Here is a 14440-nt window from a genome sequence, read left to right on the forward strand (position 1 = left end):
TCAGTCGTCCGCCGCCATCGACACCGGCACCCGCGGCGCCAGCGCGCACATCAACTCGTAGCCGACCGTGCCGGCGGCGCGGGCAACCTCGTCGATGGCCAGTTGCGCGCCGCCGGCAGCCCGGCCCCACAGCGTGACTTCACTGCCCGTGCCGCAGCCGGGCAGGTCCGTGAGGTCCACCGCCAGCATGTCCATGCTGACCCGTCCCAGCGTGCGGGTGCGTTGCCCGTCGACCAGCACCGGGGTGCCGGTGCCGGCGTGGCGCGGGTAGCCGTCGGCATAGCCGCAGGCCACGATGCCGACCCGGGTCGGCACTTCGGCCCGGAACGTCGAGCCGTAGCCCACCGTGTCGCCGGGTGCGGCCTGCTGCATGGCGATCACCCGGCTGGCCAGGGTCATGGCGGGTTGCAGGTCCCAGTGCCCCAGGGCGTGCGTGGGATGGTCCGGCGAACTGCCATATACCGCGATCCCGGGCCGCACCCAGTCGGCGCGCACGCCAGCTTCGGACCCGAAGCGCAGGAGGGCGGCGCTGTTGGCCAGGGTGCGCTCGCCGGGCAGGTCGCGCGTCGCTTCCTCGAACACGCGCAGCTGGTGCGCGACCCCGCGGTCGCCGTCGGCATCGCTGAAGTGCGTCATCAGCGTGATCTCGTCCACCTGCGGGAGCGCCTCCAGCCGGGCCCATGCGGCGCGGAAGCGGTGGGGCGGGAAACCGAGGCGGTTCATCCCGGTGTTCATCTTCAGGAAGACGCGGTGCGGCGCGTGCGTCTTGTGCAGCGCCAGCATGTCGATCTGTTCGTCGCAGTGCACGGTGTGCCACAGGCCGAGGCGCGAACACAGCTCGAGGTCGCGTGCCTCGAATGCGCCTTCGAGCAGCAGCACCGGCCCGCGCCAGCCGAGGGCACGCACCCGCTCGGCTTCGTCCAGGTCGAGCAGGCCGAGGCCATCGGCGCCGCGCAGGGCATCGAACACGCGCTCGATGCCATGGCCGTAGGCATTGGCCTTGACGATGCCCCAGACGCGGGCGTCACCCGCGGCCTGCCGCAGCCGGGCCAGGTTGTGGCGCAGGGCCGAAGGATGGATGGTGGCCTGGATCGGGCGGGGCATGAGGCGTGGGCGGAAGGCGGAACGATGCGGGTTCCAGGTATCTTGGACGGACGGCCTGCAGCCGCCCCGGAACGTGAATTCTGCGTGATATAACCGCGCGATTTTGGAGACAGACTGCCACGCACCAGGTTCGATCCTGGGTCTGGCCGCACGCACGAATGAAGCGCGGCTTTTACACCATCATGTCGGCGCAGTTCTTTTCTTCGCTGGCCGACAACGCCTTGTTCGTGACCGCCGTCGAATTGCTGCGAAACCGCGGCGCCGGAGAGTGGCAGGGCGCCGCCCTGGTGCCCATGTTCGCGCTCTTCTACGTGGTGCTGGCACCCTTCGTCGGCGCCTTTGCCGATGCGCTGCCCAAGGGGCGGGTCATGTTCATCAGCAACGCGATCAAGGTGGTCGGCTGCCTGGCGATGCTGTTCGGCCTGCACCCGTTGGCCGCGTACGCCATCGTGGGCCTGGGCGCCGCGTCGTACTCGCCAGCCAAGTACGGCATCCTCACCGAGCTGCTGCCGCCTTCGCAGTTGGTCAAGGCCAATGGCTGGATCGAGGGCCTGACCATCGCTTCCATCATCCTGGGCATCCTGCTGGGGGGAACGCTGGTGAGCCATGCGGTGGCCGGGCGGCTGCTGCAGTGGGATCCGCTGGGCGCCATCGGCATCCGCCAGGCGCCCGAGGCGGCCATCTTCCTGCTGATCTTCGTCTATGCGCTGGCGGCCTGGTTCAACACGCGCATCCCGCACACCGGTGTCGAGATGCGGCCGATCCCCGCCAACGCGATGCAGCTGCTGCCCGACTTCTGGACCTGCAACGCGCGCCTGTGGCGTGACAAGCTGGGGCAGATTTCGCTGGCCACCACCACGCTGTTCTGGGGGGTCTCGGGCAACCTGCGCTACATCATCCTGGCCTGGAGCGCGGTGGCGCTGGGCTACGGCACCACGCAGGCGTCGGCCCTCACCGGTGTGGTGGCGCTGGGCACCGCGATCGGTGCCGTGGCGGCTTCCATGCGCATGCGGCTGGACGTGGCCACCAGCGTGATCCCGCTGGGCATCGGCATGGGACTGCTGGTGATCCTGATGAACTTCATCGACAACGTCTGGCTGGCTGCGCCCTTCCTGATCCTGCTGGGTGCGCTGGGCGGCTTCCTGGTGGTGCCCATGAATGCACTGCTGCAGCACCGCGGCCACAACCTGATGGGAGCCGGCCGGTCCATCGCCGTGCAGAACTTCAACGAGCAGGCCTGCATCCTCGGCCTGGGGGCCCTCTACAGCGCGTCCACCGGACTGGGCGTGTCGGCCTTCGGCGCCATCACCGGCTTCGGCGTGATCGTGGCCGGCGTGATGTGGCTGATCAAGCGCTGGCACGCGTGGAACACGGTGCACCACCGTGCCGAGGTCGAGCACCTGCTGGACGTCGCGCGCCACGACAAGGTGCATGGCTGAACGGCCGTGGTCCGCCGGCGCCGCGCCGGCCCTGGCACTGGTGGCCAACGCCTTCATCTGGGGCGTCTCGTGGTGGCCGTTTCGCCAGTTGCAGCAGCAGGGGCTGCACCCTCTCTGGGGCACGGCCGTGGTGTTCGCGGTGGCTGCCGCCTGCGTGCTGGCGGTGCGGCCGGCCGCCTTCGCCCAGTCCCGTGCCCACGTGCCGCAGCTCTTGCTGCTGGGGGTGGTGGCCGGCCTCACCAACGTCGGCTTCAACTGGGGCATCACGGTGGGCGACGTGGTGCGGGTGGTGCTGCTGTTCTACCTGATGCCCGCCTGGTCGGTCATCCTGGCCTGGCCCTTGCTGGGCGAGCGCCCCAGCGCCACCTCGCTGCTGCGGCTGCTCCTGGCGCTGCTGGGCGTTCTCGTGGTGCTGGACACCGGGGGCGGCTGGCCGATGCCCCGCGAGCTGGCCGACTGGCTGGGGCTTCTCAGTGGTGCCGGATTCGCCCTGACCAACATCCTGCTGCGCCGCCTGCGCCACGCCCCGGCCCCTTCCCGCGTGCTGGCGATGTTCGCCGGTGGTGGGGTCATCGCCACCGCGCTCGGGCTGTTCCTCACCGGGCATGGCGTGGTGCCGTCGCCGGCGCCGACCCCGCACGCGGCCGTGTTCGTGGCGCTGCTGGTCGCCGGATTCCTGGTCGGCAATGTCGCGCTGCAGTACGGGGCTGCGCGGCTGGCGGCGCACACCACGGCGCTCATCATGCTGTCCGAGGTCGTCTTTGCCAGCGCGTCCGCCGTGCTGCTCACCGGGGCCGTACCCGGCCTGCGTACCTGGCTCGGGGGCGCCCTGATCCTCGCCGCGGCGGCCTGGGCCGCGTGGCCGGGCGCCCCGGGGGCCAGGCGGGTCGTGGCGCCGTGAAACCGCCCTCCTTCACTCGCCGGTTCGGCCTGCCGTTCGCGGCGGCGCTGCTGGGCATCGGGGTGCTGGGGCATCAGGTGTGGGGCCAGCTGGGACACCTGGCCCTTCCGCCCTCAGTCGCGGGACTGCCCCGGTGGCAGGTGCTGCTGCTGAGCCTGTCCAATCCGCTGCTGTTATCGGTCCTCGGCAGCCTGGCGGGTGCCGCGCTGGCGCACCGCGTGGGCCTCGTCAGCGCACTGGCGGGCACGGCGCCGTGGCCGTCGGCGCGGGACGCCACGCGCGCCGGCCTGGTCGGGCTCGCCGTCGCGGTGCTGCTGTTCGGCGCGGACGTGCTGCTGCGCCGGGCGACCGGCGCGGACCTGCCGCAGGGACCCGTGTCCGGTGGCCAGCTGGCGCTCGGCGTCCTGTACGGCGGCATCACCGAAGAGGTCATGCTGCGCTGGGGCCTGTTGAGCGCACTCGCCTGCGGGCTGCACCGCGTCTTCGGGCGAAACGGCCAGCGGCCGGGCCTGGCCTGGATCGCCAACGCGATCACTGCCGTGCTCTTCGCCCTGGGCCACCTGCCGGCCCTGCTCGCCCTGGGCGAGCCCACGCCCGTCCTGCTGGCCCGGGTGCTGGTGCTCAACACGGTTGCCGGGCTGGCCTATGGCTGGCTGTTCTGGCGCGGGCAGCTGGAATCGGCGATGACGGCGCATGCGGCAACCCACGTCGGCTTCTGGGTCCTGGGCGGCCTGGCGGGTTGACTGCGGCCTGCTGCCTACAATCGCGCGCACCTTTCCTGCGAGGCTTTCCATGTCCGATTCGACCGCGCCCCGCCGCGCCACGACCCTGCACCGGCTGCGCGAGATGCATCGCGCCGGCGAGAAGATCGCCATGCTGACCTGCTACGACGCCACCTTTGCCGGCGTGCTGGACGACGCCGGCGTCGATTGCCTGCTGGTGGGCGATTCGCTGGGGATGGTGCTGCAGGGCCGCGAGACCACGCTGCCGGTGACGGTGGCCGATATCGCCTACCACGTCGCCTGCGTGGCTCGCGGCAACCGCCATGCCTGGCTGCTGGCCGACCTGCCGCATGGCAGCTACCACGCCTCGCCGCAGCAGGCGCTGCACACCGCATGCGAACTGACCCGGGCCGGCGCCCACATGGTCAAGCTCGAGGGGGGCGCGACCTGGGCGGTGGAGACCGTGCGGTTCCTGGTCGAGCGGGACATCCCGGTCTGTGCCCACCTGGGGCTGACGCCGCAGTCGGTGCACGCCCTCGGCGGCTGGCGCGTGCAGGGCCGCCAGGCGGCGCAGGCGCAGGCCTTGCTGGCACAGGCCAAGGCGCTGCGCGATGCCGGCGCCGCCATGCTGGTGCTCGAGCTGGTGCCCTCCGCCCTGGCGGCCGAGGTCGCGCAGGCGCTGGACATCCCCGTCATCGGCATCGGTGCCGGGGCGGGCTGCGGTGGCCAGGTGCTGGTGCTGCACGACATGCTCGGACTGAACGCCGGTTCGGCCCCACGCTTCGTGCGCAACTTCATGGAAGGCAGCACCAGCATTCCCGAGGCCGTGCAAGCCTATGTGCGGGCGGTCAAGGCGGGCCGCTTCCCCGAAGAGGGCGTGCACACCTACTGATCGACTTCCCCGGATGGTTTCCATGCAGATCGTGCACACGACTTCCGACCTGCGCGCCGCCCTGGCGCCGGCCCGCCGCACGGCCTTCGTGCCCACCATGGGCAACCTGCACGAGGGCCACCTGGCGTTGTTGCGCCTGGCGCGCCAGCACGCCGACGTGGCCGTCGCGAGCGTCTTCGTCAACCGCCTGCAGTTCCTGCCCCACGAGGACTTCGACCGCTACCCCCGCACGCTGCAGGCCGACAGCGCCGCCCTCGAGGGCGCCGGTTGCGACATCGTGTTCGCGCCCGACGAGCAGGAGCTCTACCCCGAGCCGCAACGCTTCAAGGTGCAGCCGCCGGCCGAGCTGGCCGACATCCTGGAAGGCGAGTTCCGTCCCGGCTTCTTCACCGGCGTCGGCACCGTCGTGCTCAAGCTGCTGAACTGCGTGCAGCCGCAGGTGGCGGTGTTCGGCAAGAAGGACTACCAGCAGCTGATGGTGATCCGGCAGATGGTGCGGCAGTTCGCCCTGCCGGTGGAGATCGTGGCGGGTGAAACCCAGCGCGCGAGGGACGGCCTGGCCCTGTCGTCGCGCAACGCCTATCTGTCGCCGGCGCAGCGCGAGGAGGCGGTGCAGTTGTCGCGGCAGCTGCGCGCCATCGCCGCGGGCCTGCAGGCCGGTGAGCGCGACTTCCCGCAGATGGAGGCGCGCGGCGCCGAGTCGCTGCGCCAGCGCGGCTGGGAAGTCGACTACCTCGCCATCCGGCGCTCCGATGACCTGCAGCAGCCGGGCACCGGCGATCGGCGCCTGGTGGTGCTGGCGGCGGCCCGGCTGGGCACCACGCGCCTGATCGACAACCTCGAGGTCGCGCTGCCGGGCTGAGCGAGGGCGCGAAGGAGGCGCCGCGCTCTTCAGGCCGCCAGTGCCTCGTCCAGTAGCTCGATCCAGTGCCGCACCGGCAGGGCGGTGCCGGACTGCAGGTGGGTGATGCAGCCGATGTTGGCCGAGGCGATGGCCACCGGCTGCAAGGCCTTCAGTTGCTCCAGCTTGCGGTCCCGCAGCTCGTTCGCTGCCTGCGGGTGCAGCACCGACCAGGTACCGGCCGAGCCGCAGCACAGGTGCGACTCCTGGGGCGCGACCTGCAGCCGCAGGCCCAGCTCGCCCAGGTACCGTTCCACGCCGCCGCGCAGCTGCTGCCCGTGCTGCAGGGTGCAGGGCGGATGCCAGGCGACCAGCTCGGGGCGGGGTTTCACCCGCGGCTGCAGCAAGGGCACCAGCGCCGGCAGCAGCTCGCTCAGGTCGCGCGTGAGCTCGCTGATGCGCGCGGCCTTGGCCGCGTAGGCCGGCTCATGGCGCAGCAGGTGTCCGTACTCCTTGACCGTGACGCCGCATCCCGACGCATTCATCACCAGCGCCTCGACCTGCCCGCTCTCGACGAACGGCCACCAGGCGTCGATGTTGGCGCGCATCTGCGCCTTGCCGCCGTCCTGGTCGTTGAGGTGGAACTTGACCGCGCCACAGCAGCCGGCGGCGTCCGCCACCAGTGCCTGGATGTTCGCGGCATCGAGCACGCGGGCGGTGGCGGCGTTGATGTTGGGCGCCATCGCCGGTTGCACGCACCCGGCCAGCAGCAGCACCTTGCGTGCGTGGCTGCGGCTGGGCCAGGCGGTGGCGGCCTGCCGCGGCGGCACCTTCTGGCGCAGCGCGGCCGGCAGCGCGCCGCGCACCGATTGCCCCAGCCGCAGGGCCGGGCCGAAGAGCGACGAGGTCAGGCCCTCCTTGAGCGCGGTGCGCAGCGCCCGCGAGCCCGCGCCGCGGGGCACCCGCTCTTCGACGATGCGCCGGCCGATGTCCACCAGATGGCCGTATTGCACGCCACTGGGGCAGGTGGTTTCGCAGTTGCGGCAGGTCAGGCAGCGATCCAGGTGCAACTGGGTCGCCCGCGTCGGCGGCGCGCCCTCCAGCACCTGCTTGATCAGGTAGATGCGGCCGCGCGGCCCGTCCAGCTCGTCGCCCCAGAGCTGGTAGGTGGGGCAGGTGGCGGTGCAGAAGCCGCAGTGCACGCACTTGCGCAGGATCGCTTCGGCTTCGTCGCCCTCGGGCGTGCCCTTGAACTCGGGCGACAGCTGGGTTTGCATTCAGAGGCTCGCGTAAAGACGGCCGGGATTGAAGATGCCGGCCGGATCGAACTCGTGTTTGAGCCGCCGGTGGATGCGGTCCAGGGGCGGCGCCGGTGGGTCGAAGCGCGGCGCGCGTCCGTGCGGACTGGAAGCGCGGAACAGCGTGGCACTGCCACCCACGGCCCGGGCCGCCTCGCGCAGGGCCGGGCCGGCATCGGGAGCGGCGCGCACCCAGCGTTGGCCACCGTGCCAGTTCACATAGGGCGTGTCGGGCAAGGACAAGGGTGGAGCGGTTTGCGGCACCCAGAGCCGCCACAGGTCGTGGTCCGGACGCTCGCTGAACCAAGGCAGGCCCAGGTCACGGTCGCCGCGCCAGTCGTCCGCCACCTCGTCCTGGCGCTCGCCGCCCAGGGTCCGGCACGCCGACTCCACCGCCGCGCGCGCGCCACGCAGGCGCAGGTAGAGGACCGACACGCCCTGGTCCTCGACCCAGGCGCTGGCGTTCAGCGGCAGGGGCTGGCCGCCCCAGCGATGCAGCTGCTCCAGCGCCTGCGCCTGCTTCATCTCGAAGCGCAGCGTGGTCTCGGCCGGTGCCACCGGCAGCACCTTCAGGCTGACCTCGGTGATCAGCCCCAGCGTGCCCAGCGCGCCGGCCATCAGGCGCGAGACGTCGTAGCCGGCGACGTTCTTCATCACCTGGCCGCCGAAGACCAGCATCTCGCCACGCCCGTTGACCAGCTTCAGGCCCAGCACGTAATCGCGCACCGAGCCGACACTGGCGCGCGCCGGACCCGACAGGCCGCTCGCCACCATGCCGCCGACCGTGGCGGCGCCGCCGAAATGCGGCGGCTCGAAGGGCAGGCATTGGCCGTGTGCCGCCAGCAGCGCCTCCAGCTCGGCCAGCGGCGTGCCCGCGCCCACGGTGACCACCAGTTCGCTGGGCTCGTAGGCGATGACGCCGGACAGCCCGCGGGTGGACAGCAACTCGCCCGGGGTGTCCGGCTCGCCGTAGAAATCCTTGCTGCCGCCGCCGCGGAGGCGAAGCGGCCGGCGCGCGGCGGCGCAGTCGCGGATGCGCTCGATCAGCGCGGGCAGGGCGGGCAGGGCGGCTTCCATGGGGCGCCCATGGTAGTGCCTGCCGGTGCTCAGTCGACGAAGAAGTCCACCGGCCGGCCCGGCACGTCCACCCGCGTCCACAGCACATGACCCGACAGCGGCAGGCGGCGCAGCTCGTCGGCCGGCCGCTTGTGGCTGGCCGTGGTGAGGAACAGGGTGCGCAGGTCGGGGCCGCCGAAGCAGGGCATGGTCGGGCAGCGCACCGGCAGCGGCAGCTCCTGCAGCACCTGTCCCGTGGGCGACAGCTGCAGCAGCCGGCCGCCCTCGAACAGCGCGCACCAGTAGTTGCCCTGGGCGTCGATGGCTGCGCCGTCGGGTCGGCCGCCGTAACCGGCCTGGCCGGCACGCCAGCCGGGCGGCTTGGCGCCGAAGCGGTGGAACACGCGTTCGTTGGCCGGCGTGCCGGTGGCCGCATCGAAATCCCAGGCCCGGACCAGGTGGCGGGTGGTGTCGGCCCAGTAGAGGGTGCGGCTGTCGGGCGCGAAGGCCAGGCCGTTGGCGTTGGTCACGCCGCCGAGCACCCGGCGCAAGGATGCCGCGGGGCCCCGCCCTGGCCGCGCGTCCAGGCAGAAGAGCGCCGCATCCGGACGGTCGCGCGGCTCGTAGATCGTGCCGGCCCAGAAGCGCCCCTGCGGGTCGGCCTTGCCGTCGTTGAATCGGGTGCTGCGGGGGTCGTGCCGTGCCGGTGCCAGCCGCTGCAGCGGCCCGCCCCACTGCCGGGCCCGGTAGATCCCGTCGCGCAGCGCGATCACCAGGCCGCCGCTGCGCGCCGGAGCGATGCAGCCGGGGCTGGACGGCATGGCCCAGCTTTCCGGCCGCTGGTGCCCGCCGGCGGAGCGCCAGAGTTGGTCGGCCTCGTTGTCCAGCCAGTAAAGCCGGTGCTCGTCCGGGTGCCAGAACGGCGATTCGCCGACCTGGTGCGTCTGGTGGCCGACGCGTTGCCAGTGCAGGATCTTCATGCGCCGGGGATTGTGCGCCCCGCGCGCTGCGCGCAGGCCCTAACATGGCCGCCGATGTCCACCCCAGCCCCCCACCCCCCCAGCTGCGAACCGCTTGCGGTCGAGGCCGCGCGCTTTGCCTTGCTCAGGCGCATTGCTTTCGCGATCCGGCACGAGCTGATGGCTCACTTGCAGCCCGTGGCCATGGCCGGCGAGATCGTGGAGCGCCGCCTGCGCGCCCCCGAGCCCAACCTGGACCAGATCCGCGACGGCGTCACCCGCATGACCGGCCTGTCGCGCACGGCCTCGCAGGCCTGCCGCGACGTGATCGGCTGGTTCGCGCCCGAACCCGGGCGGGTGGTCCCGCTGCAGTCCGCCGTCGACGAGGCCACGGCCCTCCTGGGCAGCAGCCTCGGCTTTCGCGGCTTCAGCCTGCGCAGCGAACTGCGGGGCGCGGACTGGCCGGTCCAGCGCGCCGCCTGGCGCCACCTGCTGCCGGCCTGTCTGCTGCTGCTGTCGGATGAGGCCGGGCCCCCGGCCGAGATCACGCTGCACGGTGAGCCCGACGGTGGCCAGGTGCTGCTGCGCCTGACCCTGGAGCCGACCGACGGCGGCGAGCTCGACGCCGGCGAGATGCCCTACCGGCCGCTCAGCGCCGACGAGGTGCAGGCCCTCGCGCAGGCCGACGGCGTTCGCTTCACGCGCCAGGGCGACACCATCGAGCTGCGCGCGCCGCTGGCGCCCACCGACACGGCAGCCTGACGGACCACGCAAAAAAACGCCCGCCGGGGGGCGGGCCAAACCTGAGGAGATGACTTGCATGACGGGGCGCCGCCTCCCGGCGCGGCCCCGGCATCGCGTATCAGCGGTGGTAGGCGGTTTCGCCGTGGCTGCTGATGTCCAGGCCCTCGCGCTCCTGTTCCTCGGAGACGCGCAGGCCGAACGTGAGGTCGGCGACCTTGAAGGCGATGAAGGCGACCACCGCGGACCAGACGACGGTGAAGAGCACGCTCTTGACCTGCACCCAGACCTGGGCACCCATGGCGAAGGTATCGGGGGTCAGGCCGCCGGTGCCGCCCAGCGCGGGCGCCGCGAACACGCCGGTGAGCACCGCGCCGACGATGCCGCCGACGCCGTGCACGCCGAACACGTCGAACGCGTCGTCGGCACCCAGGATGCGCTTGAGGCTGGTGACGCCCCAGAGGCAGACCACGCCGGCGACCAGGCCGATCACGATGGAGCCCATGGGGCCGATGAAGCCGGCGGCCGGGGTGACCGCGACCAGTCCGCCCACGGCGCCCGAGGCGGCTCCCAGCATCGAGGCCTTGCCCTTGATCATCGACTCGGCGCTGATCCACGACAGCGTGGCCGCAGCGGTGGCCAGCACGGTGTTGATGAAGGCCAGGCCGGCGGCCGCGTTGGCGGCACCGGCGGAGCCGGCGTTGAAGCCGAACCAGCCCACCCACAGCAGCGAGGCGCCCACCATGGTCAGCGTCAGCGAGTGCGGCATGAAGGCTTCCTTGCCGTAGCCGATGCGCTTGCCCACCATGTAGGCGCCCACCAGCCCGGCGATGCCGGCGTTGATGTGCACCACGGTGCCGCCGGCGAAGTCCAGCGCGCCGTCCTGGGCCAGCAGGCCGCCACCCCAGACGATGTGGGCCATGGGCACGTAGGCCAGGGTGAACCAGAGCACCGCGAACACCACCACCGCCGCGAACTTGATGCGCTCGGCGAAGGCGCCCAGCACCAGGGCCACCGTGATGGCCGCGAACGTGCCCTGGAAGGCCACGAACACGTACTCGGGGATGGTGGCCAGCGCGCCGAAGCTCTCCAGGTTCACCCCGGACAGGAACAGCTTGTCGGCGGTGCCGAAGAAGCGCCCGTCGCCGGTGAAGGCGAAGCTGTAGCCGTAGATCGCCCACAGCAGGCTGACCAGGGAGAACACCACGAACACCTGCATGAGCACCGACAGCATGTTCTTGGAGCGGGCCAGGCCGCCGTAGAACAGCGCCAGGCCGGGGATGATCATCATGATCACCAGCAGCGTCGAGGTGAGCATCCAGGCGGTGTCGCCGGAATCGATCTTGGGTGTGGCCGAGGCGGCCGGAGCGGCCGCCTCGGGGGCGGCGGCGGGCGTGGCGGCCGGAGCTGCCGCGGCAGCGGCCGGCGCGGCCTCGGCGGGTGCCGTGGACTGCGCCAGCGCGGCGCCGCCACCGGTGAGGAGGCCCAGCCCCAGGGCCAGGCAGGCAAGAAGCTTTCGCATGTGTGCTCTCTCGTGAAGGGGTGGGTTAAAGGGCGTCCTGGCCGGTCTCGCCGGTGCGGATGCGGATGACCTGCTCGAGGTCGTAGACGAAGACCTTGCCGTCGCCGATCTTGCCGGTGCGTGCCGCGCCTTCGATGGCCTCGATGACGCGCTCGACCAGGTCCTCGGAGACGGCTGCTTCGATCTTGACCTTGGGCAGGAAATCGACGACGTATTCGGCGCCGCGATAGAGCTCGGTGTGGCCCTTTTGGCGGCCGAAGCCCTTGACTTCGGTGACCGTGATGCCCTGCACGCCGATGGCGGACAGCGCCTCACGCACTTCGTCGAGCTTGAAGGGCTTGATGATGGCGGTGACGAGTTTCATGGCTGGCTCCTTGAGCGGATGCGGGAAAAAAGCGGGGCCGGTGGGTCAGAACGTCTTTTTCACGCCCACCACCAGGCCGGCCTTGGCCAGGTCGCGGCCGCCGCTGCCGGGCAACTGGTAGGGGGCGCCGAAGCGGTCATCCCAGTTGGTGCCGACGACGGCTACCGTGGCGGCCAGGCCCTCGCCGAAGTCCTTGGCGAGGGTGAGCGAGTAGTCGCGGTAGGTGCCGACGGTCCGGATTTTTTGCCAGCCGATATGCGGCACGACCGAGAAGCCGTTGCCCACGTCGAAGCTGGCGCTGAGATCCAGATAGCCGCTGTTTTCGCTGCCGGGGGTGCCGAACAGCTCGGTCAGCGCGTGCGAGTACTTCAGGGTGGCCGGTCCGGCGGTGAGGGCGCCGTAGAGCTCGAAGGTGTTGGCGTTGACGCCCACGCGGTCGTAGTCGTTGCGCGGATACCAGTACTGCAGGCCGCCGACGTCATAGCTGATGGCGTCGGTCAGCGCACCCTTGTAGCCGCCGTAGATGTCCACCTCGACCCGGCCGTCCAGGTCCGGGCCGCTGTCGCGGATCCAGCGGATGGTGGAGGCCCAGAGGCCGACATACACGCCGCTGCTGTGGGCGAAGTCCACGCCGCCCTGCAGGGCCGGCTTGCGGGCGGTCTGCGAGATGCCGCGGTAGCGGTAATCGCTCACGGCGCCCACGTTGTAGGAGATCTCGTAGGGGGAAGTGGCCGGCGCAGCCTGGGCAAACGCGGTGCCGGACAAGACCAGGGTGGACAGGAAGAAGGCAGTGGTTTGAAGGCTCATGGGTGCTCCGTCGGTTCTTAGGGTGGGGACGCAGCCCATAAGCACGAGCCGTGCCACCGGCTGCGGACGGTGGCATGCACACCTTTGGACGCAGTCGGTGCCGCACCGGGTGCGGCATGCACCGGCGCGGCGCACTCAGCCGCTCGCCTCCGCCCCAATCCCGTGCAGGCGGTGAATACCGAAGAACTAATATCCGGGCCGGGAGGTGAAAGCGATGAGTTTGTCAGTGGTGCGCAGCCGGGTGCTGCAGGGGTTGCAGGCGGCCCCGGTGCAGGTGGAGGTCCACCTGGCGAACGGCTTGCCCAGCTTCACGTTGGTCGGACTGGCGGATGTAGAGGTGAAGGAAGCGCGCGAGCGGGTGCGTGCCGCCCTGCTGACCAGCGGGCTGGACTTTCCGCACAACAAGCGGATCACTGTCAACCTGGCGCCGGCCGACCTGCCCAAGGATTCGGGCCGCTTCGATCTGCCGATCGCGCTGGGCATCCTCGCCGCCAGCGGGCAGGTCGACGCGGCGGCGCTGGCCGGCTACGAGTTCATGGGCGAGCTGTCGCTGTCGGGCGAGCTGCGGCCGGTGCGCGGCGCCCTGGCGATCAGCCTGGCGCTGCACGCCAGCGACACGCCCGTGGCCCTGGTGCTGCCGCCGGGCAGTGCCGAGGAGGCCGCCCTGGTGCCGGGCGCACGGGTCTGTCGTGCCGCGCACCTGCTGGACGTGGTGCGCCGCTTCCAGCCGGGAGCGCCGGCGCCGGGCGACGACGCGGGATTCGGGGCCGTCCGTGGCACGGCCCCGGCGGCTGCGGACGAGTACCCCGACCTGGTCGACGTGAAGGGCCAGGCGCTGGCCCGCCGGGCGCTCGAGATCGCTGCGGCCGGCGCGCACAACCTGCTGCTGATCGGGCCGCCCGGGTCCGGCAAGTCGATGCTGGCGCAGCGGCTGGCGGGGCTGTTGCCGCCGATGACCGTGGGCGAGGCGCTGGAAAGCGCCGCGGTCGCCAGCCTGGCGGGGCAGTTCAGTCCGCAGCGCTGGGCCCGCCGGCCCACCTGCAGCCCACACCATTCGGCCAGCCCGGTGGCGCTGGTGGGTGGCGGGTCGCCGCCGCGTCCGGGCGAAATCTCGCTGGCGCACCACGGGGTGCTGTTCCTGGACGAGCTGCCCGAATTTCCTCGCGCCGCGCTGGAGGCCCTGCGCGAACCGCTGGAGACCGGGCACATCCGCATCATCCGAGCCGCCAGCAGCGCGCAGTTCCCGGCGCGGTTCCAGTTGGTGGCGGCCATGAACCCGTGCCCCTGCGGATGGCTGGGCGCCCGCACCCGCGCCTGCCGCTGCGCGCCTGAGCAGGTGAGCCGCTACCAGGGACGCTTGAGCGGGCCGCTGCTGGACCGCATCGACTTGCAGGTGGAGGTGCCGGCCCTGCCGCCGCAGGAGCTGCTGGACGCTGCACCGGGCGAAGCCAGTCCCGCCGTGCGCGCGCGGTGCAATGCGGCGCGGGCGCGCTCGCTGCAGCGGCAGGGAAAGCCGAACCAGGCGCTGCAGCCGCAGGAGCTGCAGGACGCCCGCCAGGGCCTGACCCGGGCGAGCAGCGACTTCCTGCAGTCCGCTGCCGCCCGCCTGGGATGGAGCGCACGCGCCTTGCACCGGGCGCTGAAGGTGGCCCGGACCATCGCGGATCTCGCCGGCAGCGATGCCATCGAGCCCGCGCACGCCGCCGAGGCGGTGCAGCTGCGGCGCGGGCCGCTGGCTGCTTGATGCGATGGAGGGAACCACGCCCCTGGAAAACCGACTCAGGCGCGCGGCCA

Annotated in this window: 14 protein-coding genes; 7 read left to right on the forward strand and 7 right to left on the reverse strand. The window is 71.7% G+C overall.

What is annotated here, in order from left to right:
* On the reverse strand, positions 1 to 1104 hold the full coding sequence (gene alr, locus JI739_RS13165) for an alanine racemase (RefSeq protein WP_201684372.1): 1104 nt from the start codon (positions 1102 to 1104) through the stop codon (positions 1 to 3).
* 158 nt (positions 1105 to 1262) lie between these two features.
* On the opposite strand from alr, the gene lplT reads away from it, so the two are divergent.
* From lplT to panC, 5 genes are read left to right on the forward strand one after another with little or no spacing between them, the layout of a single operon-like run.
* On the forward strand, positions 1263 to 2543 hold the full coding sequence (gene lplT, locus JI739_RS13170) for a lysophospholipid transporter LplT (protein ID WP_201684373.1): 1281 nt from the start codon (positions 1263 to 1265) through the stop codon (positions 2541 to 2543).
* Complete coding sequence (locus JI739_RS13175) at positions 2536 to 3444, forward strand: DMT family transporter (RefSeq protein WP_201684374.1); 909 nt, start codon at positions 2536 to 2538, stop codon at positions 3442 to 3444. Before lplT ends, JI739_RS13175 begins: the two co-directional genes overlap by 8 nt.
* Complete coding sequence (locus JI739_RS24855) at positions 3441 to 4187, forward strand: CPBP family glutamic-type intramembrane protease (RefSeq protein WP_201684375.1); 747 nt, start codon at positions 3441 to 3443, stop codon at positions 4185 to 4187. Before JI739_RS13175 ends, JI739_RS24855 begins: the two co-directional genes overlap by 4 nt.
* Positions 4188 to 4236: 49 nt before the next feature.
* Positions 4237 to 5058: a 3-methyl-2-oxobutanoate hydroxymethyltransferase gene (panB, locus tag JI739_RS13185; protein WP_201684376.1), complete on the forward strand. Its 822-nt coding sequence runs from the start codon at positions 4237 to 4239 to the stop codon at positions 5056 to 5058.
* Positions 5059 to 5080: 22 nt separating this feature from the next.
* Complete coding sequence (panC, locus tag JI739_RS13190; RefSeq protein ID WP_201684377.1) at positions 5081 to 5920, forward strand: pantoate--beta-alanine ligase; 840 nt, start codon at positions 5081 to 5083, stop codon at positions 5918 to 5920.
* A gap of 29 nt (positions 5921 to 5949) precedes the next feature.
* Here panC and glcF read toward each other — a convergent pair whose 3' ends face one another.
* Genes glcF through JI739_RS13205 form a run of 3 tightly spaced genes read right to left on the reverse strand, consistent with a single transcriptional unit; the run spans position 5950 to position 9233 of the window.
* Positions 5950 to 7176, reverse strand: a complete 1227-nt coding sequence (gene glcF / locus JI739_RS13195; protein ID WP_201684378.1) for a glycolate oxidase subunit GlcF — start codon at positions 7174 to 7176, stop codon at positions 5950 to 5952.
* Positions 7177 to 8274, reverse strand: a complete 1098-nt coding sequence (gene glcE / locus JI739_RS13200; protein ID WP_201684379.1) for a glycolate oxidase subunit GlcE — start codon at positions 8272 to 8274, stop codon at positions 7177 to 7179.
* Between the two features lie 29 nt (positions 8275 to 8303).
* Positions 8304 to 9233: an SMP-30/gluconolactonase/LRE family protein gene (locus JI739_RS13205; protein ID WP_201684380.1), complete on the reverse strand. Its 930-nt coding sequence runs from the start codon at positions 9231 to 9233 to the stop codon at positions 8304 to 8306.
* A gap of 54 nt (positions 9234 to 9287) precedes the next feature.
* Between JI739_RS13205 and JI739_RS13210 the strand changes: the two genes are divergently transcribed.
* Positions 9288 to 9974: a hypothetical protein gene (locus JI739_RS13210; protein WP_236589549.1), complete on the forward strand. Its 687-nt coding sequence runs from the start codon at positions 9288 to 9290 to the stop codon at positions 9972 to 9974.
* Positions 9975 to 10074: 100 nt separating this feature from the next.
* Here JI739_RS13210 and JI739_RS13215 read toward each other — a convergent pair whose 3' ends face one another.
* The 3 genes from JI739_RS13215 to JI739_RS13225 are packed head-to-tail and all read right to left on the reverse strand — an operon-like array spanning position 10075 to position 12646.
* Positions 10075 to 11475, reverse strand: coding sequence for an ammonium transporter (locus JI739_RS13215; RefSeq protein WP_201684382.1), 1401 nt, complete (start codon positions 11473 to 11475; stop codon positions 10075 to 10077).
* A gap of 25 nt (positions 11476 to 11500) precedes the next feature.
* A complete protein-coding gene (glnK, locus tag JI739_RS13220) occupies positions 11501 to 11839 on the reverse strand; it encodes a P-II family nitrogen regulator (RefSeq protein WP_201684383.1) in 339 nt (112 codons plus the stop codon).
* A gap of 45 nt (positions 11840 to 11884) precedes the next feature.
* Positions 11885 to 12646, reverse strand: coding sequence for a TorF family putative porin (locus JI739_RS13225; RefSeq protein ID WP_201684384.1), 762 nt, complete (start codon positions 12644 to 12646; stop codon positions 11885 to 11887).
* Between the two features lie 214 nt (positions 12647 to 12860).
* Between JI739_RS13225 and JI739_RS13230 the strand changes: the two genes are divergently transcribed.
* The gene (locus tag JI739_RS13230) at positions 12861 to 14390 is read left to right on the forward strand and encodes a YifB family Mg chelatase-like AAA ATPase (protein WP_201684385.1); all 1530 of its coding nucleotides are present in this window, start codon (positions 12861 to 12863) and stop codon (positions 14388 to 14390) included.
* Positions 14391 to 14440 lie beyond the last annotated feature (50 nt).

Origin of the sequence: Ramlibacter aurantiacus, from assembly GCF_016722895.1 — a bacterium.
GTDB lineage: Bacteria > Pseudomonadota > Gammaproteobacteria > Burkholderiales > Burkholderiaceae_C > Ramlibacter > Ramlibacter aurantiacus.

Bases quoted from the DNA above. Each gene is read 5' to 3' on its own strand.
- alr (WP_201684372.1), bottom strand. From the start codon at position 1,104: ATGCCCCGCCCGATCCAGGCCACCATCCATCCTTCGGCCCTGCGCCAC.
- lplT (WP_201684373.1), top strand. From the start codon at position 1,263: ATGAAGCGCGGCTTTTACACCATCATGTCGGCGCAGTTCTTTTCTTCG.
- JI739_RS13175 (WP_201684374.1), top strand. From the start codon at position 2,536: ATGGCTGAACGGCCGTGGTCCGCCGGCGCCGCGCCGGCCCTGGCACTG.
- panB (WP_201684376.1), top strand. From the start codon at position 4,237: ATGTCCGATTCGACCGCGCCCCGCCGCGCCACGACCCTGCACCGGCTG.
- panC (WP_201684377.1), top strand. From the start codon at position 5,081: ATGCAGATCGTGCACACGACTTCCGACCTGCGCGCCGCCCTGGCGCCG.
- glcF (WP_201684378.1), bottom strand. From the start codon at position 7,176: ATGCAAACCCAGCTGTCGCCCGAGTTCAAGGGCACGCCCGAGGGCGAC.
- glcE (WP_201684379.1), bottom strand. From the start codon at position 8,274: ATGGAAGCCGCCCTGCCCGCCCTGCCCGCGCTGATCGAGCGCATCCGC.
- JI739_RS13205 (WP_201684380.1), bottom strand. From the start codon at position 9,233: ATGAAGATCCTGCACTGGCAACGCGTCGGCCACCAGACGCACCAGGTC.
- JI739_RS13210 (WP_236589549.1), top strand. From the start codon at position 9,288: ATGTCCACCCCAGCCCCCCACCCCCCCAGCTGCGAACCGCTTGCGGTC.
- JI739_RS13215 (WP_201684382.1), bottom strand. From the start codon at position 11,475: ATGCGAAAGCTTCTTGCCTGCCTGGCCCTGGGGCTGGGCCTCCTCACC.
- glnK (WP_201684383.1), bottom strand. From the start codon at position 11,839: ATGAAACTCGTCACCGCCATCATCAAGCCCTTCAAGCTCGACGAAGTG.
- JI739_RS13225 (WP_201684384.1), bottom strand. From the start codon at position 12,646: ATGAGCCTTCAAACCACTGCCTTCTTCCTGTCCACCCTGGTCTTGTCC.
- JI739_RS13230 (WP_201684385.1), top strand. From the start codon at position 12,861: ATGAGTTTGTCAGTGGTGCGCAGCCGGGTGCTGCAGGGGTTGCAGGCG.